18 protein-coding genes are annotated in these 20749 nt (G+C 40.1%); 17 read left to right on the top strand and 1 reads right to left on the bottom strand.

All coding sequences use genetic code 11. The features are described from left to right. The first annotated feature begins 356 nt into the window (after positions 1-356). The 9 genes from RMB13_RS15580 (at position 357) to RMB13_RS15540 (ending at position 9940) form a co-directional block, all read left to right on the top strand. Positions 357-1358: a sulfate ABC transporter substrate-binding protein gene (locus RMB13_RS15580; protein WP_311085697.1), complete on the top strand. Its 1002-nt coding sequence runs from the start codon at positions 357-359 to the stop codon at positions 1356-1358. 232 nt (positions 1359-1590) lie between these two features. Then, entirely contained in the window at positions 1591-2514 is a 924-nt protein-coding gene (gene rsmH / locus RMB13_RS15575) for a 16S rRNA (cytosine(1402)-N(4))-methyltransferase RsmH (RefSeq protein ID WP_005038252.1), read from the top strand. After that, positions 2514-2846, top strand: a complete 333-nt coding sequence (gene ftsL / locus RMB13_RS15570) for a cell division protein FtsL (RefSeq protein ID WP_080027896.1) — start codon at positions 2514-2516, stop codon at positions 2844-2846. The genes rsmH and ftsL overlap by 1 nt, the downstream gene beginning before the upstream one ends. Positions 2847-2857: 11 nt before the next feature. Continuing rightward, entirely contained in the window at positions 2858-4690 is a 1833-nt protein-coding gene (ftsI, locus tag RMB13_RS15565) for a penicillin-binding protein PBP3 (protein WP_005038254.1), read from the top strand. A gap of 3 nt (positions 4691-4693) precedes the next feature. Continuing rightward, on the top strand, positions 4694-6193 hold the full coding sequence (locus RMB13_RS15560; protein ID WP_311085696.1) for a UDP-N-acetylmuramoyl-L-alanyl-D-glutamate--2,6-diaminopimelate ligase: 1500 nt from the start codon (positions 4694-4696) through the stop codon (positions 6191-6193). A gap of 8 nt (positions 6194-6201) precedes the next feature. Then, on the top strand, positions 6202-7602 hold the full coding sequence (murF, locus tag RMB13_RS15555; RefSeq protein WP_311085695.1) for a UDP-N-acetylmuramoyl-tripeptide--D-alanyl-D-alanine ligase: 1401 nt from the start codon (positions 6202-6204) through the stop codon (positions 7600-7602). Next, on the top strand, positions 7603-8721 hold the full coding sequence (gene mraY, locus RMB13_RS15550) for a phospho-N-acetylmuramoyl-pentapeptide-transferase (RefSeq protein ID WP_003653822.1): 1119 nt from the start codon (positions 7603-7605) through the stop codon (positions 8719-8721). 59 nt (positions 8722-8780) lie between these two features. Continuing rightward, a complete protein-coding gene (locus RMB13_RS15545) occupies positions 8781-9113 on the top strand; it encodes a hypothetical protein (protein WP_003653820.1) in 333 nt (110 codons plus the stop codon). 2 nt (positions 9114-9115) lie between these two features. After that, entirely contained in the window at positions 9116-9940 is an 825-nt protein-coding gene (locus RMB13_RS15540) for a putative RNA methyltransferase (RefSeq protein ID WP_311085694.1), read from the top strand. Positions 9941-9994: 54 nt separating this feature from the next. Here the strand turns inward: RMB13_RS15540 and ponA are convergent, their stop codons facing one another. Beyond that, positions 9995-12556 (bottom strand): penicillin-binding protein PBP1a, encoded by a 2562-nt coding sequence (ponA, locus tag RMB13_RS15535; RefSeq protein ID WP_311085693.1) that lies wholly within the window; start codon positions 12554-12556, stop codon positions 9995-9997. 162 nt (positions 12557-12718) lie between these two features. Here ponA and RMB13_RS15530 point away from each other — a divergent pair, with 162 nt between their 5' ends. The 8 genes from RMB13_RS15530 to RMB13_RS15495 all read left to right on the top strand — a co-directional run bounded on the left by RMB13_RS15530 (position 12719) and on the right by RMB13_RS15495 (position 20508). Next, positions 12719-13777 (top strand): pilus assembly protein PilM, encoded by a 1059-nt coding sequence (locus tag RMB13_RS15530; RefSeq protein WP_311085692.1) that lies wholly within the window; start codon positions 12719-12721, stop codon positions 13775-13777. After that, the gene (locus tag RMB13_RS15525) at positions 13777-14418 is read left to right on the top strand and encodes a PilN domain-containing protein (RefSeq protein WP_311085691.1); all 642 of its coding nucleotides are present in this window, start codon (positions 13777-13779) and stop codon (positions 14416-14418) included. Before RMB13_RS15530 ends, RMB13_RS15525 begins: the two co-directional genes overlap by 1 nt. Then, on the top strand, positions 14415-15164 hold the full coding sequence (locus RMB13_RS15520) for a type 4a pilus biogenesis protein PilO (RefSeq protein WP_311085690.1): 750 nt from the start codon (positions 14415-14417) through the stop codon (positions 15162-15164). Before RMB13_RS15525 ends, RMB13_RS15520 begins: the two co-directional genes overlap by 4 nt. A 10-nt stretch (positions 15165-15174) precedes the next feature. Next, complete coding sequence (locus RMB13_RS15515; RefSeq protein WP_003653811.1) at positions 15175-15702, top strand: pilus assembly protein PilP; 528 nt, start codon at positions 15175-15177, stop codon at positions 15700-15702. Between the two features lie 62 nt (positions 15703-15764). Further along, positions 15765-17918, top strand: a complete 2154-nt coding sequence (locus RMB13_RS15510; protein WP_311085689.1) for a type IV pilus secretin PilQ family protein — start codon at positions 15765-15767, stop codon at positions 17916-17918. An 11-nt stretch (positions 17919-17929) separates the two neighbouring features. Next, complete coding sequence (aroK, locus tag RMB13_RS15505; RefSeq protein ID WP_003653807.1) at positions 17930-18499, top strand: shikimate kinase AroK; 570 nt, start codon at positions 17930-17932, stop codon at positions 18497-18499. 28 nt (positions 18500-18527) lie between these two features. After that, entirely contained in the window at positions 18528-19610 is a 1083-nt protein-coding gene (gene aroB / locus RMB13_RS15500; RefSeq protein ID WP_311085688.1) for a 3-dehydroquinate synthase, read from the top strand. A 16-nt stretch (positions 19611-19626) separates the two neighbouring features. Then, entirely contained in the window at positions 19627-20508 is an 882-nt protein-coding gene (locus RMB13_RS15495; RefSeq protein ID WP_311085687.1) for a hypothetical protein, read from the top strand. The last annotated feature ends 241 nt before the right edge of the window (positions 20509-20749 follow it).

Here is a 20749-nt window from a genome sequence, read left to right as displayed (position 1 = left end):
AGTTTAACGAAATGTAAAATTACGGTAATGCTACGATTTAAACATAAATCTTAATAAAAAAGTGGAACTGTGTCACACTTTTTACAAAAATTATCTATATTTTAATCTGGTCGACCCAAATGTAGGCCATATGTATCCTTTGCGCTTCATTATTTAACAAATTAATGTGTAGATAAAGTGAAGGCCCTCATTAAGTTGTAAGAATAATTACAAAACTTTTCAAAAATGAAATAACTTAAACATCTTAATCTATATATTTTAAAGAGATTAATAAAAAATATATTAATATAAGTAATTGATTGTAAATTATAAAATTAAAAATATAGTAAAACTAAAACCAATGATGGATTTTGTAAATGAAAAAAATATCAATAATGGCTGTAGCTGTGTATTTGGGAATGGCAGTAACAGCAGCTCAAGCCGCTACCTCTTTTTTAAACGTTTCTTATGATCCGACCCGAGAATTTTATCAAGAATATAATCAGGCTTTTGGGAAGTTCTGGAAACAGCGCACAGGGCAAGATGTTGAATTTAAACAGTCGCACGGTGGATCTGGTAAACAAGCTCGGGCGGTGGCTACTGGTTTAGAAGCTGATGTTGTAACGTTAGCGTTAGCGAATGATATTGATGAGATTGTGAAAGCAGGCTTTATCCAGCCGAATTGGCAAAAAGAATTTCCGAATAATTCTGCGCCTTATACTTCTACTGTTGTATTTCTAGTACGAAAAGGCAATCCTAAAAATATACGTGACTGGAATGACTTAACAAAACCGGGTGTTGAAATTATCACCCCTAACCCTAAAACAGGTGGCGCACCTCGTTGGATTTATTTGTCTGCGTGGGGTTATGCCTTAAAACAACCGGGTGGTAATGATGCTAAAGCTCGTGAGTTAGTTAAAAAGCTTTATCACAATGTAAAAGTACTTGATTCGGGAGCACGCGGTTCGCTAACAACATTTGCCGAACGTGGCATTGGTGATGTTTTATTGTCTTGGGAAAACGAAGCTTTATTGGCAACGAAAGGACCTGATAAAGACAAATATGAAATTGTTTACCCATCAATTTCAATTTTGGCAGAGCCATCAGTCGCAATTGTAGATAAAACCGTTGATAAAGATGGAAATCGAACTTTGGCAAAAGGCTATTTAAATTTTTTATATTCACCTTTAGGGCAAGAGCTGGCTGCTAAACATTATTTCCGACCACGTAATGCTCAAGTGGCAGCAAAATATGCAGTACAATTCCCAAAAATTAAATTATTTACCATTAATGATGTGTTTGGTGGCTGGGCGAAAGCTCAGAAAACTCACTTTGCTAATGGAGCTGTCTTTGATCAAATTTATGATGGGAAGCAGTAAATAAAATTATCTAAAAAACAGTAGTTCAAAAAGAAAATTTAAAAGATAAATATTCATAAAGAAAGCAAGCAAACTTAAAAAGGTTAGCTTGCTTTCTTTTTTTGCTTAAAAAATGCTAACAAAACGGTTTTATCTATGAAAAATTAATATTTTCCTACAAAAAGCAGTTTGGTGTTGGTCATAAACAAGGTGATAATGTGCAGTTACATTTTTACGCAATGATTTAACACCTATGTCGCATATTTCTGTCTTACTTTTTGAGACCGTTGAGAGCTTATTGGCAGATCGCACAACAGGGGTGTATATCGATGCAACCTTCGGAAGAGGCGGGCATACACGTTTATTGCTCTCCAAACTTGATGAAAATGCACGAGTGTATGCATTTGATAAAGATCCTCAAGCTTTGGAAGTTGCTGCTGCTTTGGCACAAGAAGATCCAAGATTTACCATCATTCATGCCAGTTTTGCTGATATCAAAGAGAAGATGCAGGAAATTGGCGTGATGAGTGTTGATGGAATTATGGCTGACTTAGGGGTTTCATCTCCTCAGCTTGATCAGGCTGAGCGTGGTTTTAGCTTTATGCAAGATGGTCCGTTGGACATGCGAATGGATAATTCTAAGGGTTTAACTGCGGCTGAGTGGTTACTTAAAATTGAAGAAGAACAATTAGCAAATATTATTTATCAATATGGTGAAGAGCGTTATAGTCGACGTATTGCTAAAGCCATTAAACTAGCTGGAAAACTAGAAACGACCGCTCAATTGGCGGAAGTTGTTAAAACTGCTCATCCAAAATGGGAAAAACATAAACATCCAGCGACACGTGCATTTCAGGCTATTCGAATTGCTATTAATAAAGAGCTAGAAGATATTGAACTGTTTTTGCCGCAAGCTGTAGACTTACTAAAACCGGAAGGGCGTTTGTCTGTTATTAGTTTCCATTCTCTTGAAGATCGACTGATTAAGCAGTTTATTCAAAAAGAATCTACGTTAGCAGAAGATTTCGGTTGGGGAATGCCTGAGCAGCGGGTAGATACAAGAAGATTAAAGAAAATTTCAAGGGTTCGTGCGAGTGAAGAAGAAGTAAAAGCGAACCCTCGTTCACGTAGTGCATGGCTTCGGGTTGCTGAACGCTTGGAAGAAAAAGGCGCGTAATGAAAAGCAGTGATGAAATCGCAACCACAGAAAACAAAGTGGTGAAAAAAATTGTTGTGTATACAGTATTGGTGGCGCTTGTTTTTATAAGTGCCATGATGGTGGTATTTCAAGTATTTGAATATCGTCATGATTATAGAGAGCTTAGCTCTTATATGCGTGAACGTGATGATCTCAATGCTGAATGGGGGCGTTTGCTCATTGAGCAACAAACCTTTGGTGCAACAGCACAGATTGGTACGCGTGCTGTAACTCAGCTACGGATGTTTTCTCCACCGGCTGCAGAAACGGTGGTAATTTCTTTACCAATGACCTCAGAGCAAAATAAGTAAGGCCTTGCTGTATGGTAGATAAGCGAACAAAACAAACACGGAAAAAACAGCAGTCTATTTCGGAAAAACCAACTCTTGCATTTGATATGTGGCGGTTTTATCTGCTCTGGGCAGTGGTGCTGCTCTGTTTTGTTGTTTTAATTGCACGTGCATTTTATGTACAAGTAATTAATAAGGATTTTTTACAAAACAAGGCCAATGCCAATATTTTGCGTACTGAGCGTGTGGAAGCCATGCGTGGCGTGATTAGTGATCGCCACGGGGTGCCTTTGGCAATTAGTACACCAATCATGAAAATCGTAATGGATCCACGTGATTATTTCGATACCAAACACTTATATGATCAAATTACAGAAGAATTAAAGAAAGATCCGAATAATCGTAAATTAAAACGACAATTACCCGATAAAAATTTGAATCTTGATGAGTTGGCAGATGTCGTTGGTTTAGACCGTGCCGATCTTAAAAAACAGATGAATGCACGACCGCGTTCTCGTTATCTGGTTTTGAAGAAAGAAATACCTCCGCAACAGGCAGACCTCATTACGAAGGGTAACTTTCAAGGGGTATATGCCGAGAAAACGTATAAGCGTTATTATCCTCAACCACAGCCAAATGCCCAGATTATTGGTTTAACCAACAGTGAAGGCCAAGGGATTGAAGGCTTGGAAATGCAGCTCAATAAACAGCTGTCGGGTGTGGATGGTGAGCAAAAAATTATTCGTGATAAGCGCGGAAACCGTTTAAAAGTTTCAGAGGTTATTCGTGAGGGTGAACCGGGCGAAAACATCACTTTAAGTATTGACTCCCGTTTGCAGTACATTATGTACCGTGAATTAACAGCTGCTGGTGTTGCAAATAACGCTCGTTCGGCAACAGCGATTGCTGTAGATGTTAAAACTGGCGAAATTTTGGCAATGACCAGTTGGCCGTCATATAACCCAAATGACAAAAACGGTTTATCTAATAAAGATGCCATGCGTAACCGCGGTGCGATTGATATGTTCGAACCGGGTTCAACCATGAAGCCATTTACTGTTTCTGCGGCACTGGAAACTGGACAATATACGCCAAATACGATTGTAAACACTTCTCCGGGTTCAATGCGTTTAGGTTGGCATACAATTCGTGATACTCATAATTATGGTGCATTAACTGTAAGTGGCGTGATTATTAAGTCTTCAAACGTGGGTTCTGCAAAAATTGCATTGTCGCTTCCAAAGCAAACATTGCCGAGCTTCTTTAATCGCGCTGGCTTTGGTAAACGTTCAGCTGTGAAGTTCCCAGGTGAAAGCTCAGGTTTGGTGCTACCGGCAAGTAAATTAAATTCTTCCCAAATTGGTACCATGGCTTATGGTTATGGTCTAAATGCGACTATTCTCCAGTTGGCGCAAGGCTATGCAATGCTTGCAAATCATGGCGAGAAAATGCCTTTAAGCCTGCATAAGTTAGATCAGGCACCTAAAGGTGAACAAGTTCTAGCTCCAAAAATTGCCGATCAGGTTTTGCTTATGCTAGAGCAGGTGACTATGCCTGGTGGTACTGCAAAACAAGCTAATATTCCGGGTTATCGCGTGGGTGGTAAAACTGGTACGGCGCATAAACTTCGTGCAGACCGTAAAGGTTATTCAAATAATGAATACCGTGCTTTATTTGCTGGTGTTGCCCCAATTAGTGACCCGCGTTTAGCAGTTATTGTTGTGGTTGAAAACCCGCAAGGCCGTTATTACGGTGGTTTGGTTGCTGCCCCTGTTTTTGCACGCATTATGCAAGAATCATTGCGCTTAATGAACGTACCGCTTGATAAGCCCCTTGATACTCCAGAAAACCCTATTCGCAGGTAAGCTATGTCTGTTTCTTTTCAAGAAATTAGTCCAGTCGAGATTGATGTACAGTGGTCTAAGCAGCCTTTTCATGGTTTTAGTTTAGACAGCCGTAAAGTTGAGTCAGGCCAAATCTTTATCGCCTTGACCAGTTATAGCCAACCTGAAAAAACGCGTATATTTGCTGAGTCAGCTTTAGCCAATGGTGCACTTGCTATCATTAGCGAGACTGAGTTGGGTTTGGAAAATGAGTGGGTATGCCCTGATGTACGCCAGCGCATGGGGGAGTGGCAACAGCGTTATTTGCAGCAGATAGATCCAGTTGCACCAGCACGTATTGTTGCAGTGACAGGCACAAACGGTAAAACAACAATTTCACGTCTAATTGCTGAGTTAATTAGTTCGCAACAAAAGCAATGTGCAGTGATGGGAACTACGGGTAATGGTATTTTGCCAGACTTAACACCATCAACGCATACCACACTTGATGCTTTGCAATTACAAAATGCGTTACATGACTATGCTAAACAAGGTGCAACTTTTGCGTCTTTGGAAGCAAGCTCACATGGTTTAGAGCAGGGCCGTTTAAATGGTTGTGCTATTGAAATTGCCGTTTATAGCAATTTGAGCCGTGATCATCTGGATTATCATGGCACTTTAGAGGCTTATGCTGAAGCTAAGGCTCTTTTATTCCGCTTCAGCTCTTTAAAAGTGGCTGTTATTAATCTGGATGATGAGTATGCTGCTCTAATGATAAATGCAGCAAAACAAAATCCTGCTCAGCCAAAGATTCTGACGTATTCGCTTACTCAAAATACAGCAGATTATTATATTAGTGACCTAAGTTACAGTTTGGCAGGGGCGACTTTTAATTTAGTCAGCCAGCAAGGTTCTTTTGCTGTTCAAAGTCCATTATTGGGACATTTCAATGTCGAAAACTTGATTGCAGCACTTATTGCTGCTGAGCAAGCAGGTTTTGATTTAGAAGCATTAGTCGCTTTTGTCCCTCAATTAATTGGTGCGCCGGGACGAATGCAGGTCATTCGTGATGGTGAGCGTTTATTTGTTGTGGATTATGCGCACACACCTGATGCTTTGATTCAGGTGCTTAAAACTCTAAAACGTCATGTATCTAATCAACTTTGGGCGGTATTCGGATGTGGTGGAGATCGGGATCGAGGCAAACGTCCACTAATGACTCAAGCCGCTTTAGACGGCGCAAATCCGATTATTTTGACTTCGGATAACCCAAGAACCGAAGATCCTGAACAAATTTTTGCTGATATGAAGCAAGGAATCGATTTTTCAGGACACCGTATGCATGAAATTCATGACCGCCGTGAAGCAATTAAATTTGTTGCACAGCAGGCTCAGGCTGGTGATATTGTTGTTATTGCTGGTAAAGGTCATGAAAACTATCAAGAAATTAATGGTGTGCGTCACTGGTTTGATGATGTTGTTGAAGTTCAATCAGCGATTGCTGCGCAACACCATACTGTAGACGCTGCTTACCCTGCACAATAGGACAAATTATGCATACTTCAACCACCAGTACCGTGCCTTTGGAACCGTGGACAGCTCAGCAATTACAACAGGCAACACAGGGCTACTGGCATAAAGACCAGATCCCTCAAACTGAAATTAAACGTATTTTGACGGACTCACGTCATGCGGAAACTGGGGATGTTTTTTTAGCACTTAAGGGTGAACGTTTTGATGCGCACGACTTTGTAGCTCAGGTTGCAGCGAATGGTTGTCAAATCGCAATTGTTGAACGTCCGTTAGATGTGGATATTGCCCAACTAGTTGTTGCCGACACTCGCTTGGCTCTCGGGCAACTTGGCGCTTATCGTCGTGAGCAAAATACTCAATTAAAAGTGATTGCTTTAACAGGTAGTAGCGGTAAAACCACAACTAAAGAAATGTTGGGAAGTATATTATCGCGTTTAGCTCCGACATTAATCACCCGTGGTAATTTAAATAATGACCTCGGTGTACCCATGATGTTGCTTGAACTGAGAAAAGAACATCAGTTTGCTGTAATGGAACTAGGTGCAAGTCATCAGGGTGAAATTGATTATACTTCTAAGTTGGTTCAGCCTCATGTTGCGGGCATTTTAAATATTGGGACAGCTCATTTAGGCGAATTTGGCGGACGTGAAGGTATTTGCCGCGCTAAATCAGAAATTTATCGTCATATTTTACCAAATGGCGTTGCAATCGTTCCACAACAAGATGATTTTACGGCTGAAATTCATAAAGCTGCACAAGCACATCGCATTTCTACATTTGGCGTAGGGGGCGATATTTATGCAACAGATATTGAGTTACTGCCTCAATCAACAAATTTTACCCTACATACGCCGCAAGGGACGAGTACCGTTAAACTCCCTTTTGCAGGTGAGCATAATGTGCAAAATACCACTGCGGCTGTAGCCTTTGCTTTGGCGCTTGGTATTGGACTTGAAGATATTGTCCAAGGCTTAGAGCAAGCTCAGGGTGCTAAAGGTCGTCTAAACTTTATTCAAAAATCTCCTTACTTATTTATTGATGATACTTACAACGCCAATCCAAATTCTATGCGTGCTGCTGCGCAAGTATTGTTGCAGCAACAAGGCATAAAAGTGATGGTAATGGGTGATATTGGTGAGTTGGGAGATAGCAGTTGGCAAGAGCATCACGATTTAGGCCATGATCTCGCCGAACTTCCTTTAGATCATATTATTGCAGTTGGGCAGTTTGCTTCAGCCGCTCTCGAGGGTGCAGACTCTCATTCCAATAAAGTGAAAGCATTTCAGACACAAGCTGAGGCGCTTCCATTTCTAATCAATCTAATCCAAACACATCAACCCCAGTCCATGAGTTTCCTGTTTAAAGGTTCTCGCTTTACTCATATGGAAACGTTGATGGCTGATTTGATGGAGAAACTTTAAATGCTGTTATGGTTGTTTGAACAACTTGCGGGCTATCACAGTTCGTTTCAGGTCGTTCGTTATTTAACATTACGTTCTTTACTCAGTGTATTAACGTCCCTGACCATTGGTTTGGTCCTCGGACCGATCATGATTCGTAAATTACAAGCGTTAAAATACGGTCAGGCAGTAAGTTCGTTTGCTCCTGAAAATCATGCTAAAAAGATGGGTACACCAACGATGGGCGGGATTTTAATTCTGCTTTCAATTGGTATTAGTACTTTACTCTGGGCTGATTTATCTAACCCTTATGTCTGGATTGTGCTTGGTGTAATGGTTGTGTTCGGTGCTGTAGGTTGGGCAGACGACTGGATTAAAATTCGCTATAAAGACAATGCAGGTTTACCTGCACGTAAGAAGTTTTTCTGGACTTCTGTTGCATCCCTTGGTGCTGGTATTGCGTTATATTTAATTGCAACTCAACAGTCTAATGCAGAACATACTGCAAATATGCTGGATTTATTGATTCCTTTCTTTAAGAATCTTTCAATTCCACTCTCAATTGTTCCTTTAGGCTTGGCATTTATTGTATTTACCTATCTGGTGATTAATGGTGCTTCTAACGCAGTTAACTTAACAGATGGTTTAGATGGCTTGGCGATCATGCCTGTTGTAATGGTAGCTACCGGCTTAGGTGTATTTGCTTACTTGTCTGGTGACATCCGTTTCGCTAACTATTTACATATTCCATATGTGAAATATACCTCTGAGCTTGTTGTGATCTGTTCTGCCATGATTGGCGCAGGTTTGGCATTTCTTTGGTATAACGCACACCCTGCCCAAATCTTTATGGGTGATGTTGGCGCTTTAGCTTTAGGCGCGATGCTTGGAACAATTGCTGTCATGGTGCGCCAAGAAATCGTATTTGCGATTATGGGTGGTGTGTTTGTAATGGAGGCAGTATCTGTCTTCTTGCAAATTGGATCGCTGCGAATGCGTAATAAACGCGTATTCTTAATGGCGCCGTTGCATCATCACTATGAAAAGCAGGGCTGGAAAGAAACCCAAGTTGTGATTCGTTTTTGGATTATTACAATTATATTAGTAGTTTTAGGTCTAATGACTTTAAAATTGCGATAGATCTTATTTTAGTGTCAATATAAAGCCAGTTCTACTGGCTTTTTTTATTGGAGAGATGAATGACAAAAGTTGCTGGTCTAGACCAATTATCTGTAATTAATCAAAAAGTGGTTGGTGAGGGTGAGGTGTTACCTCAGGTCGTACTTAAAGATGGAAGCCAGGTACAAACAGGAACTGTCGCTACAATGTTGCATAATATTGAATTATATAATGCAGGGCAAAGAGGACAGATTGAAGAGGAATTAAAGATCGCAATTCCAACTTTAGTCAAGGTTGGTCTGTTTGATTTATTTCAAGTAGATGAATGGATTAATGGAACAAATGCAGGGCGTACATTTGTGGGAATGCAGGCAAAGACTTATTTACAGCAAAAAGAACAAGAGAATAATTAAAAGTGACTAAGCAAATTTTAATGTGTCCTGTGTGCCGTCAATCTCTGGATTTAAATGAAAAAACTTGGCGATGTGGACAAGGGCATAGTTATGATGTCGCTAAACAAGGTTATGTTAATTTACATGTTGTGCAACATAAACACAGTAAAAACCCCGGAGATACGCCAGAGTCAGTCGATGCGAGACGAGCTTTTTTACAAGGCGGTTATTACCAACCCTTACAACATGCTGTAGTGGCTTTATTAAAACAACTTGATGTAAAAACTGTACTTGATATTGGGTGTGGGGAAGGCTATTACACAAGTGCTATGCAGCAAGTGGTTGAGCAATGTGTTGGTGTGGATATTGCAAAAAATGCGGTACAGCGTGCAGCAAAGCTGAATAATGAGGTGACTTGGGTTGTGGGAACTGGTGCGACTTTACCTGTGCTTGATCAAAGCATGGATGCATGTACCAGTTTGTTTAGCCCTATTCCACAAGCAGAAATTGCACGTGTTTTAAAAGATGATGGCTATTTAATTGTTGTCACGCCTGCCTCTGAACATTTATATGCAATGCGTGAAGCTTTATTTGAACAGGTTAACCCTCATGTACCAGAAAAGTTTGTGGAGCAGTTGCAAGATTTGTTTGAGCTCAAGCAAGAGCAAATTATTGATGCCCCTTTTGTGCTTGATCAGCAGTCCTTAAAAAATCTAATTGCTATGACGCCTTATGCTTATAAAGCTTCTCCCGAACGTCGTTTTCAGTTAGAGCAGCAGTCGCAATTAGAAGTAATGGCATCTTTTCAAATTTATGTCTTTCAGAAGCGTAATAAAGAAGCTAGCTAATAGACTATTTTAAAAGCCCAAAAAAAAGCCATCTAACGATGGCTTTTTTATTATTTATTCAATCTGATTAATCAGATTTTCTAGTTCATCTTTTTCTCGCTTAGGTGCGGGTTCCTGTGAAGGTTTCATAGCAGGAGGTGCAGCTTTTGATGGAATAACAATTTCTTCACCCGGTAAATCGGCAAAGTCATTATTATTGTTGAGCTTCGGTTGCGGTGGTGCTGGACGATATAGTGGACGAGCCAATGGTGGAGCCGCGCGATAGGTTTTCTTATCGCTAACTTCTACTACTGCTTGATTTTTGTCACGTGAAATAGGTGCTTGAGCATCTTTGTCGAGGCGAACCCAAGCTGATGGTGTCCCTTGCAAAGCTTGACCCATAAAGTTAATCCAGATCGGTAATGCAGCAATACCACCATACTCACGACGACCTAGTGTCGTTGGTTGGTCAAATCCAACCCACGTCACAGTAACTAACTTGCCGTTGAAGCCAGCAAACCATGCGTCTTTTGCATCGTTGGTTGTACCTGTTTTACCGCCTAAGTCATTACGACCAATTTTAAGCGCGGCACGGCCTGTACCATGTTCAATAACGTCTCGTAAAATATTAGCCATGTCATAAGCAGAACTTGATTTTAAAATACGCTGTGCCTGACGATATTCACTGTTCGCTTTATCAGTCTGTTTAAGATTAAGTTGCTTAGCTGCCTTTTCTTTCTGCTCTACATCTTTATTAGTAACTTCAATCACTTCATCATCTGTTGTCGTCGTTTTTTGCTCGTCATCAGTTGTGTCAGGTGCGTTAATACATGGAATACATGCATATTCTGGTTTAGCTTCATAAATGACTTTACCGTATGCATCTTCAATACGTTGAATAAAGTGCGGTTGAATGCGATAGCCGCCATTGGCAAAAGTCGAATATCCCGTTGCCATTTGAATTGGCAAGACTTGAGGAGTACCTAAGGCAATGGTGTAGTTACGTGGAATTTGATCTTCTTGTAAACCAAAATCCATAAATAACTGGCGAGTACGTTCAATTCCGACTGTCTGTAAAAGACGTACAGATACGGTGTTACGAGATAAATACAACGCACGGCGTAATGGAATCATTCCTAAATAACGACCGTCTGAGTTTCTCGGTGTCCACTTACCAATCGTGATAGGACTATCATTCACCATGCTGTACGGTGTCATACCGCGCTCTAGTGCCAATGCATAGACAAAAGGTTTAATCGTTGAACCCGGTTGGCGCCAGCCTTGCAAAGCACGGTTAAATTTCGATTGATAGAAGTTATAACCACCTACAATTGCTTCAATTGAACCATCATTCGGGTTAATCGCAATAAGTTGACCTTGAACTTTTGGAACCTGAACTAAAGACCATGCTGTTTTTGCATCATTTGGACGTAAGCGAACGATATCTTTAACTTGAACAATTTGAGATGCACGGGAAGGAGCACCACCTACACTATTCGCATTGCGATAGGGGCGGGCCCATGACATACCTGACCACTGTACAGTAACCGTTGTACCATCTTGCATTAATGCTTCAAAAGAGCTGCTATTTACCTTAGTAACTTGTGCAGGGTAGGTGTTGGCATATGCTCTAAATTCAGTTAACGGTTTGTCGTGTGCTTCAGCACCGCGCCAGCCATGACGACGGTCATAAGCTTCAAGACCATCTTGCACAGATTTTTCAGCAATCGCTTGGCGTTTAGCATTGATAGTTGTATAGACTTTATAGCCAGAATCAATTGCTTGTTCACCAAAATGCTTTACGAGTTCTGAACGAACCATTTCGCCGGCATAAGGGTGAATATTATTTAAATCCCGATTGGGCATATTGAGGTTGATCGGTTCAGCTACAGCTTTTTGGTATTCTGCTTGAGAGATATAACCCAGCTGTAACATACGACCTAAAATCCAGTTACGACGTTCAAGTGCACGCTCTGGATTAACCACAGGGTTGTATTTAGAAGGCGCTTTTGGTAAACCTGCGATCATTGCCATTTGAGCAATGCTTAGCTCATTAATACTTTTGTTGTAATAAATTTTGGCTGCTGCTGCGATACCGTAGGCATTTTTTCCTAAAAAGATTTTATTCACATAGAGACTGAGAATTTCTTCTTTAGATAAATTTTGCTCAATTTTTCGAGCCAAAAAGATCTCGGTTATTTTGCGTTTTAATGTTCTTTCTGGACTCAAATAATAGTTCTTTGCAACCTGCATAGTGATGGTTGAACCACCAGTTTGCACATCAGAGCCAGTCACACTTTCACTTAAAGCACGCCCTAAGCCCTTAAAACTGATCCCGCTATGTTCAAAGAAAGAAGAGTCTTCTGCTGCTAAAAATGCATGAATAAAAGCAGGAGGAATTTGTTTGTATTCAACCGGAATAGACAGCTTACCACCATACTCGGCAATCAGTTGATTATCTGATGTGTAGACCTGTAGTGGTTTTAAAAGCGGAGCTTTTTTTAGCGAACTCATTTCTGGGAGCGATGGGGCGATATAGAGATACATGCCATAAAAGCCCATCGGAAGTGAGACTAAGATAATAATAATGATCAAAAAAATTGGACGCACGAAGCCCAAACTGGATAGCTTTTTCATGATAAGTAAGCTTTAATAAGATCGAATACAAACTAATTGTGGTCAGTATAGCCTTTAGACATGCGGATTGTTAGATGAGATATTGTATCCGTGTAAAAATAAAGACCTAGATTATTGGTTTGTAATTTTTTTTTGGGGATAAAAAAATAATAGGACAATAGTGTGCTCAGGTTATATCGTAAACCGAATAAGGGGTTAATGGGTGTCGATATTAGTTCGACTTCTGTTAAGTTGTTAGAGCTCTCTGTTAAGAACGGTAAATATTTGGTGGAAAGCTATGCTTTGATGCCTTTACCCGAGAACAGTGTAGTTGAAAAAAATATCTTGAATCCAGAGGCAGTTGCAGAAGCTTTGGAACGGGCGATGAATTTGGCAAATCCCCAAACCAGTAACGCTGCAATTGCTGTTCCAACATCGACGGTTATTCATAAAACCATCGAAATGGATGCAGATATGAATGATGATGAACGAGAAGTTCAGATTCGATTAGATGCGGAGCAGTATATACCGTTCCCTTTGGATGAAGTGAGCCTTGATTTTGAGGTTTTACCAGATCGACTGCCTAATCCAAACCGCGTGAATGTACTTTTAGTTGCAACAAGAACAGAAAATGTTGAAACACGAATAGAAGTACTGGAACTGGTGGACTTAACTCCTAAGCTTGCTGATGTCGAAAGTTATGCTGTCGAGCGTGCTTTTAGTGTATTTGCTGATAGCTTGCCAATGGGTGCAAATACCATTGGTATTTTAGATATCGGTCATACCATGACGACATTATCGGTTATGCAAAATGGCAAAATCATTTATACCCGTGAACAAGTCTTTGGTGGTAAACAGCTTACTTTGGAAATTCAAAGCCGTTATGGTTTGTCTTTAGAAGAAGCGGGACGGGCTAAAAAAGAGCGCTCTTTACCAGATGATTATGATATTGAAGTCTTAGAGCCATTTCTTGATGCTGTCGTGCAGCAAGCAGCTAGATCTCTACAATTTTTCTTCTCTTCATCACAATTCAATGAAATTGACCATATTTTACTAGCAGGTGGGAATGCCAATATTCCTGGGCTTGCCAAATTGTTGCAGCAAAAGCTTGGTTACCGTGTGACCATTGCCAATCCGTTTTTACAAATGGGTTTTTCTCCTCAAGTCGACGTTCAAAAAATTGAGAATGATGCTTCTTCGTTAATGGTGGCATGTGGCTTGGCTTTAAGGAGTTTTGATTAATGGCAACAATTAATTTACTCCCTTGGCGTGATGGGCTTAGGGAGCAGCGAAAAAAACAATTTATTATTTTTTGTTTTGGGGTCGTTGTTTTGGGGATCACCACTGTATTTTCAGGGTGGTTTTATTTGAATCAAAAATTAAATGATCAAGAACAAGCGAATCAGCTCATCATCAGTACAAACCAGAGTCTAGATCAACAACTTAAAACCTTAAATGGTCTGCAAGAACAGCGTGACGCTATTATCGAGCGTATGAAACTTATTCAGGGATTGCAAAGTCAGCGCCCTGTTGTCGTGCGTTTGGTAGATGAATTGGTACGTGTTACTCCTGCTGCAATGTATTTGACTAAATTTAGTCGAACTGGAGATAAATTTACTATTGAAGGTAAAGCGGAAAGTCCAAATACGGTTGCGGAGTTATTACGTAATCTCGAAGCATCACCATGGTATCGCAACGCTTTTATGAACTCTTTCTTAGCGACTGAAGAGAAAAAAGATAAGACTGCGAGTTCGCTGCTTCCTCGAGTGGAAGATAGCTATGGCAGTTTTGTTGTGACTGTTGATTTGGGCGAAATGGGGGTGACTACAACAGATGATACCGCCAATACGACTGTAAGTACGGATAAGGGGGCGGTTAAATGAGTCCGGATGAACTTCATGAGTTGTCGCTAGAGCAAGCTCCATCTAAGAAAAAAAAGATCACCTTAGAAAAATTTCTTCAGCAATTTAACACACTAGATATGAACAGTTATGGTAGCTGGCCATTATCTGTGAAAATTACTTGTTGGATTTCTATTTTCTTTGCTGTGTTGGCTTTGGGATATTTTGTTGTTATTCAGCCAAAGCTACAAGCAATTGATAATGCACAGGCACAAGAAAGTAATTTGTTGAATGAGTTTCGAGAAAAAGATTCAAAATTGCGTAACTTGCAGCAATATCAGCTTCAACTTCAAGAGATGCAAGCAAACTTTAATCAGCAGTTAGAGCAACTGCCAAAAGAAACCGAAATTCCAAGTTTGGTTGAAGATATTAACTTAACTGGGGTGAATTCTGGCCTGAAGTTTAAAAATATCCGTTTAGAAGATGAAGTGAAGCAAGAAATTTTTATTGAACAGCCTATTACGATGGAAGCAACCGGCGATTATCACGCTTTTGGTGCTTTTGTCAGTAGTATTGCGGCATTACCACGTATTGTGACAATGCATGACTTTGTTGTAGAAGCTGCACCTGTTAAAGATAGTAAGTCAGATATTCCTGTGCTTAATTATTCTATTAAAGCAAAAACTTATCGCTATATGGGCGCCGTAGAAAATGCTGAACATCCGGAAAACAACGCTTCGGCTTCAGTAGCACCTGTTTCCTCTACTGCTAATACACAGTCGAAATAGGAGCATTACAATGAAACTTAAGCAAATTTCTTTTTCTATTTTGGCATGTTTAGTTTTAGTCGGATGTGACTCGAGAATCGACGCTGTAAATCAGCAAATGGCAGATATACGTAACCAGCCACCACAGCCGATAGATCCAGCACCTGTTTTCACACCTGTACCACAATTTAATTATGCGGCTCATCAGCTAAAGAGTCCATTTTTACCAAGCTCACTTGCTGCTGAGCTCAAAATTATGGCAGGAAAACGGGTATATCCGAATTTCTCACGTGCACCTCAGCCTCTAGAAAGTTATGCATTAGAATCCTTAAACATGAAAGGAAGCATACGTAATAACCGTGGGCAAGTACTGGCTCTTATCCAATCACCTGATCAGCAAATTGAGCGAGTGCAGGTGGGGAACTATATCGGGATGAATCAAGGGCGTATTACCCATATTGGTCCAACTCAGATTGATCTGGTAGAAATTGTCCCCGATGGGCGTGAAGGCTATGTGGAGAGACCAAGAACCTTAGTGTTAATTGGACCCGCACCCTAAAATTTAGGGAATAACAAAGAAAAAGTATTTTTAAAGATTATTTAATTGGGGATGGTCAGACAATGAATCACGTATTCCGTCAGTTTTCTATGGGGGCTGTAGCCATTGCAGTTATGCAGGTTGCATCTGCACAGGTCAGCATGACCAATATTGTACCGACACAAATTGCAGGTCAGGGTACAGAAATTAGAGTGATGTTTAATGGTTTGCCGCCACAACCACAGGCATATCAACTTGAAAATCCTTCACGTTTGATTTTGGATTTTAATAAAGCTCAGCAGACTTTAACACAGTCAAAAGTGGCAATTGGTACAAATGAAGCGAGCTCGGTCGATGTAAGTTCTGACGATCAGCGCTCACGTTTAACTGTAAATTTAAAAGATGCGGGTGCGTTTACAACACGCATAGAAGGCAATACTTTTATTTTAAAGATTAATTCAGCTCAAGCGGCTATTAAACCTCTACCAACAAATACAATGCAACCCCAAGGCGTTTCAAATATTGGCTTTCAGCGTGGTGGTCAAGGTGAAGGGCTAATTGTTATTGATTTATTGGGAAGTAATACCCCTGTTGATGTTCAACAACAAGGCAGCAAAGTTGTAGTGAGAACACTAGGCTCTAAAATTCCCACTCATTTAGCTAAACGTTTAAATGTGAACGATTTTGCGACTCCTGTTTCTACCATCGAATCTTATAATGAAAAAGGCAATGGTGTTATTACGATTCAATCCACTGGTAGCTATGAATATATGGCTTATCAAGCGGAAAATAAACTCACCATTAGCCTAAAGCGTCCACAAGACAAAAACGTAACTTCTTTATATAAGACGCCTCATTACTCTGGTAATAAGCTTTCTCTTGATTTCCAAGATATTGAAGTTCGTAGAGTTCTACAGTTACTTGCCGATTTTACGGGCATTAATATGGTGGCTGCCGATAGTGTGCAGGGCAATATTACTTTGCGATTGAAAGATGTTCCGTGGGATCAGGCACTTGATATTATTTTAAAGACCAAAAATCTTGATAAACGCAGAAATGGTAATGTCATTTGGATTGCTCCTGTTGCAGAGTTGATCAAGGCTGAAGAAGAAGAAGCAAAAGCTGTGGCGCAGAGTGTCAAACTTGCACCCTTACAAACTGAGTATATTCAACTTAAATATGCGCAAGCTCAGGATATTATGGGTTTAATTACTCAAGGTTCAAATAATAGTAATGGCTTACAACGGACTTCTGCTGGCGGAACATCAACTTCTACTAACTTAAATACGGGTGTTGATAGTCTAGGCAATAACGTAGGGAGTTTGTTGAGTCCACGTGGAACAATTACTCAAGATGATCGAACCAATACCTTAATTATTAATGATACAGCACAGTCGATTGATCAAATTCGTAAAATGATTGATTTGTTGGATGTGCAAGTCAAACAGGTCATGGTTGAAGCGCGAATTGTAAGAGCATCTACTTCATTCACCAAAGAGCTTGGCGTTAAGTGGGGAATATTATCGCAAGGGGTGAACAGTAATAACAGTTTGTTGGTGGGGGGGAGTGATACGACGCTTTGGAATTTAAGAGAACCAGATGATGAAGGTAAATACACGATTGAACGGCCAGATAATTTAAACGTTGATTTGGGTGTTACCTCAGCCGGAGCCAGTAGCATAGCTTTTAGTTTAATCAGTATGTCTGATTTTATGTTGGATTTAGAGTTATCAGCATTGCAGGCAGATGGCTATGGTGAGGTTATTTCAACACCAAAAGTCATGACTGCAGATAAACAACGAGCTAGAGTGGCAACAGGTCAGCAAGTTCCATATCAAACTACAACGAATTCTGCTTCTGGTTCAACTGCCACAACTTCTTTTAAAGATGCGCTGTTAAGTTTAGATGTTACGCCAAGTATTACACCTGACGGTAAAATTCAAATGAAATTGGATATTTCAAAAGACTCGGTTGCCGATAGTGCTCCTAATGGCGAGTTAATTTTGAATAAAAATCAGATTAACACCAATGTATTGGTGAATAATGGGGAAACCGTTATTTTAGGTGGAGTATTTGAACAGGCAACTTCTAATTCACAAACCAAAGTTCCTTTCTTGGGAGACCTCCCTGTAGTTGGCCGTTTATTTAGAAAAGATGTGAAATCTGATGATAAACAAGAGTTACTGATTTTCGTTACGCCACGAATTGTTAATGACACTTTGGTGAGAAATCATTAATATATTTTTCAATGAAAGCAATTGAAATAGGTGGCGCCTTGCCAAGCAAAGCGTTTGAAACCCTGCCAAATATTTATTTGGTAGGGCCCATGGGGGCAGGAAAAACAACCGTTGGACGCCATTTAGCCGAACTATTGGGGCGTGAATTTTTAGATAGTGATCATGAAATTGAGCGCAAAACGGGCGCTACTATTCCTTGGATTTTCGAAAAAGAAGGGGAAATTGGATTTCGTACTCGTGAAACCATTGTTTTGAATGAGTTGACTTCCCGTAATGCCTTGGTATTAGCAACTGGGGGCGGTGCCATCACTCAAGCGCCAAACCGTGAGTTTTTAAAGCAGCGCGGTATTGTTGTTTACCTCTACACTCCTGTGGAACTTCAATTACAACGAACGTATCGCGATAAAAACAGACCTCTATTACAAGTTGAAAACCCTGAACAAAAATTGCGTGATTTGTTAAAAACACGTGATCCTTTATATCGTGAAGTTGCTCATTATACGATTGAAACTAATCAGGGCGCTGCTCGTGATCTTGCTCAAAAGATTTTGCAACTTATTTTGTCTAACACGCTAATATAGCCAAACTTACTCGTGGTTTTATAAATTCATGCAAACTTTACATGTTGAATTAGGCGAACGCCGTTACCCTATTTTTATTGGCAGTCAACTTGATCCTAAACAGTTGCTTGAGCCTTATATTCATGGTCAACAGGTCATGATTGTGAGTAACGAAACGGTCGCTCCTTTATATTTGTCTCATTATCAAGAAGCGTTAAAAAGTTTGGGTAAAACTATAGCTACTTGTATTTTGCCTGATGGTGAAAAATATAAAGACATTCAACATTTAAATTTAATTTTTGATGCATTACTTGAAGCTGGCTTTAACCGAGACTGTACAGTTTTAGCTTTAGGTGGTGGTGTTATTGGTGATATGGCTGGCTTTGCCTCAGCATGTTTCCAGCGTGGTGTATATTTTGTTCAGGTTCCGACCACACTTCTTTCACAGGTAGATTCAAGTGTAGGTGGTAAAACTGGCATTAATCATCCACTGGGTAAGAACATGCTTGGTGCATTTCAGCAGCCTCAAGTTGTTTTAGCTGATATGGCTCAACTCAACACTTTACCAGATCGAGAGTTGTCTGCTGGATTGTCGGAAGTCATTAAGTATGCCTTGTTAGGTGATGCCGATTTTTTAGTTTGGTTAGAACAAAATATGGATGGCTTGGTTGGTCGAGATGCTAGTCTTTTAGCTGAAGCTGTTTATCGTTCATGCGCCCATAAAGCCCGTATTGTTGCAAATGATGAAAAAGAGCAAGGCGAGCGTGCTTTACTCAACCTAGGTCATACGTTTGGTCATGCTATAGAATCTTACCTTGGTTATGGCACTTGGTTGCATGGCGAAGCAGTTGCTACCGGCATGGTCATGGCAGCTGATTTATCACAGCGTTTAGGCTGGATTTCAAGCGATGATGTAGAGCGTACAAAAAAAATTATTCAACGCGCTAATTTGCCGATATCATGTCCAAAAATTCCATTGGATGAATTCCTTGGATATATGGCACATGATAAAAAAGTTCTCAATGGTCAATTACGTTTAGTGTTGTTAAAACAACTTGGACAAGCGGTAATTACTAAAGACTTTGATGTTGAACTCATGAAACAAGCTATTTTAGCAAATCAACACGGATAATAAATTAAGGTAACACATGACTGTATCACGTACACTTTGGCAGAATGTTCAACAATATATCTGGTTGGTGGGTGGTATCGTCTGCTTGTTTCTGGCTTTTATTTTCTGGGTAATGACTGATAGTAAGAAGCTTGTCGAAGTTGAAAAAGCAGCCGATTCAGACACACCAGTGCAAATTCAGCCAGAAAAAGTGGCAACAACGGCTAACTTGGGGGCTTTAGCTGATGAAGTTAGGCCTCTTGATTTAACGACTCGGACGGTTGTATCTGGTCAACATGAGGCAGAGTTCCGCGGTACAAAGTTTATGAACGAAAACAAGAAACAATGGACGCTTGAGCTATTCCGTGCATCTGATGAAGATATTATTAAAAACTTTTTAAAGAATCGTTCAGACCGAAATAAATTTATCTACTTCCGATTAAGTGGAGAAAAGCAATCTGAACAATATGTTTTGACATATGGCGTATTTAAACGTTCTGAAGATGCAATTCAGCAGTTAACACAACTGAATCTTAATTTGCCTGAATCAATTAAGCCGCAACCTCAACAATTTTCAACTTATGTGCCACTGGTCAATGATTTGGGTGCGGATGAAATGAAAGGTGGGATTAGCCAAACTTATGAAGTGCGGTTGCGCCCAGCTGCGTTGCCTAAAATTGATGAGTCTTTACTTATAGGCACAGGTGTAAATGGGGCTATAAATACGCAACCTAAAGTGGCTGCTCCAGCAACGAACTCTACAACTCGGACAACTATTATTCGTCGAGATGCAGAGGGAAATGTTGTAGATGTACACCAGTCTAATTCTGCTGTTGATACTGCTAAAAAGACTCAACAAAATCGTGCAACTGAAGCTCCTCCAAAAAGTGCAATAAATGAGGGCACAAGAGGGAACTAATGGTAAGAATAATTTGCACAAATATAGTGCAATAATAAGAAATACATATACTCTTTGATCAAGTGTGGTGCGTATTTGGTCATTTATTAAAATGATAGCCTGAATAAAACTGATCTATTTTTAATAAATATAAACACTTAAGTTGTAAAAATCATATTGGCATAGTTTTTGCTTTATTCTTGTGCTTATTAATGTACTGCTAACTATTTTGGCGCTCTAAAGAGTGAAGTCTATGCAGAGT

The sequence above is a fragment of the Acinetobacter sp. V102_4 genome (assembly GCF_031799005.1).
In the GTDB taxonomy this organism is placed as follows: Bacteria; Pseudomonadota; Gammaproteobacteria; order Pseudomonadales; family Moraxellaceae; genus Acinetobacter; species Acinetobacter calcoaceticus.
Note: the sequence above shows the minus strand (reverse complement) of the source record. Positions and strands in the feature narration are given on the sequence as shown.

Excerpts from the sequence above, each read along its gene's own strand:
- RMB13_RS15545 (WP_003653820.1), top strand. The coding sequence starts at position 8,781 with ATGACAAAAGTTGCTGGTCTAGACCAATTATCTGTAATTAATCAAAAA.
- RMB13_RS15510 (WP_311085689.1), top strand. The coding sequence starts at position 15,765 with ATGAATCACGTATTCCGTCAGTTTTCTATGGGGGCTGTAGCCATTGCA.
- ftsL (WP_080027896.1), top strand. The coding sequence starts at position 2,514 with ATGAAAAGCAGTGATGAAATCGCAACCACAGAAAACAAAGTGGTGAAA.
- ponA (WP_311085693.1), bottom strand. The coding sequence starts at position 12,556 with ATGAAAAAGCTATCCAGTTTGGGCTTCGTGCGTCCAATTTTTTTGATC.
- murF (WP_311085695.1), top strand. The coding sequence starts at position 6,202 with ATGCATACTTCAACCACCAGTACCGTGCCTTTGGAACCGTGGACAGCT.
- RMB13_RS15580 (WP_311085697.1), top strand. The coding sequence starts at position 357 with ATGAAAAAAATATCAATAATGGCTGTAGCTGTGTATTTGGGAATGGCA.
- mraY (WP_003653822.1), top strand. The coding sequence starts at position 7,603 with ATGCTGTTATGGTTGTTTGAACAACTTGCGGGCTATCACAGTTCGTTT.
- aroK (WP_003653807.1), top strand. The coding sequence starts at position 17,930 with ATGAAAGCAATTGAAATAGGTGGCGCCTTGCCAAGCAAAGCGTTTGAA.
- RMB13_RS15560 (WP_311085696.1), top strand. The coding sequence starts at position 4,694 with ATGTCTGTTTCTTTTCAAGAAATTAGTCCAGTCGAGATTGATGTACAG.
- rsmH (WP_005038252.1), top strand. The coding sequence starts at position 1,591 with ATGTCGCATATTTCTGTCTTACTTTTTGAGACCGTTGAGAGCTTATTG.
- ftsI (WP_005038254.1), top strand. The coding sequence starts at position 2,858 with ATGGTAGATAAGCGAACAAAACAAACACGGAAAAAACAGCAGTCTATT.
- RMB13_RS15525 (WP_311085691.1), top strand. The coding sequence starts at position 13,777 with ATGGCAACAATTAATTTACTCCCTTGGCGTGATGGGCTTAGGGAGCAG.
- aroB (WP_311085688.1), top strand. The coding sequence starts at position 18,528 with ATGCAAACTTTACATGTTGAATTAGGCGAACGCCGTTACCCTATTTTT.
- RMB13_RS15520 (WP_311085690.1), top strand. The coding sequence starts at position 14,415 with ATGAGTCCGGATGAACTTCATGAGTTGTCGCTAGAGCAAGCTCCATCT.
- RMB13_RS15515 (WP_003653811.1), top strand. The coding sequence starts at position 15,175 with ATGAAACTTAAGCAAATTTCTTTTTCTATTTTGGCATGTTTAGTTTTA.
- RMB13_RS15495 (WP_311085687.1), top strand. The coding sequence starts at position 19,627 with ATGACTGTATCACGTACACTTTGGCAGAATGTTCAACAATATATCTGG.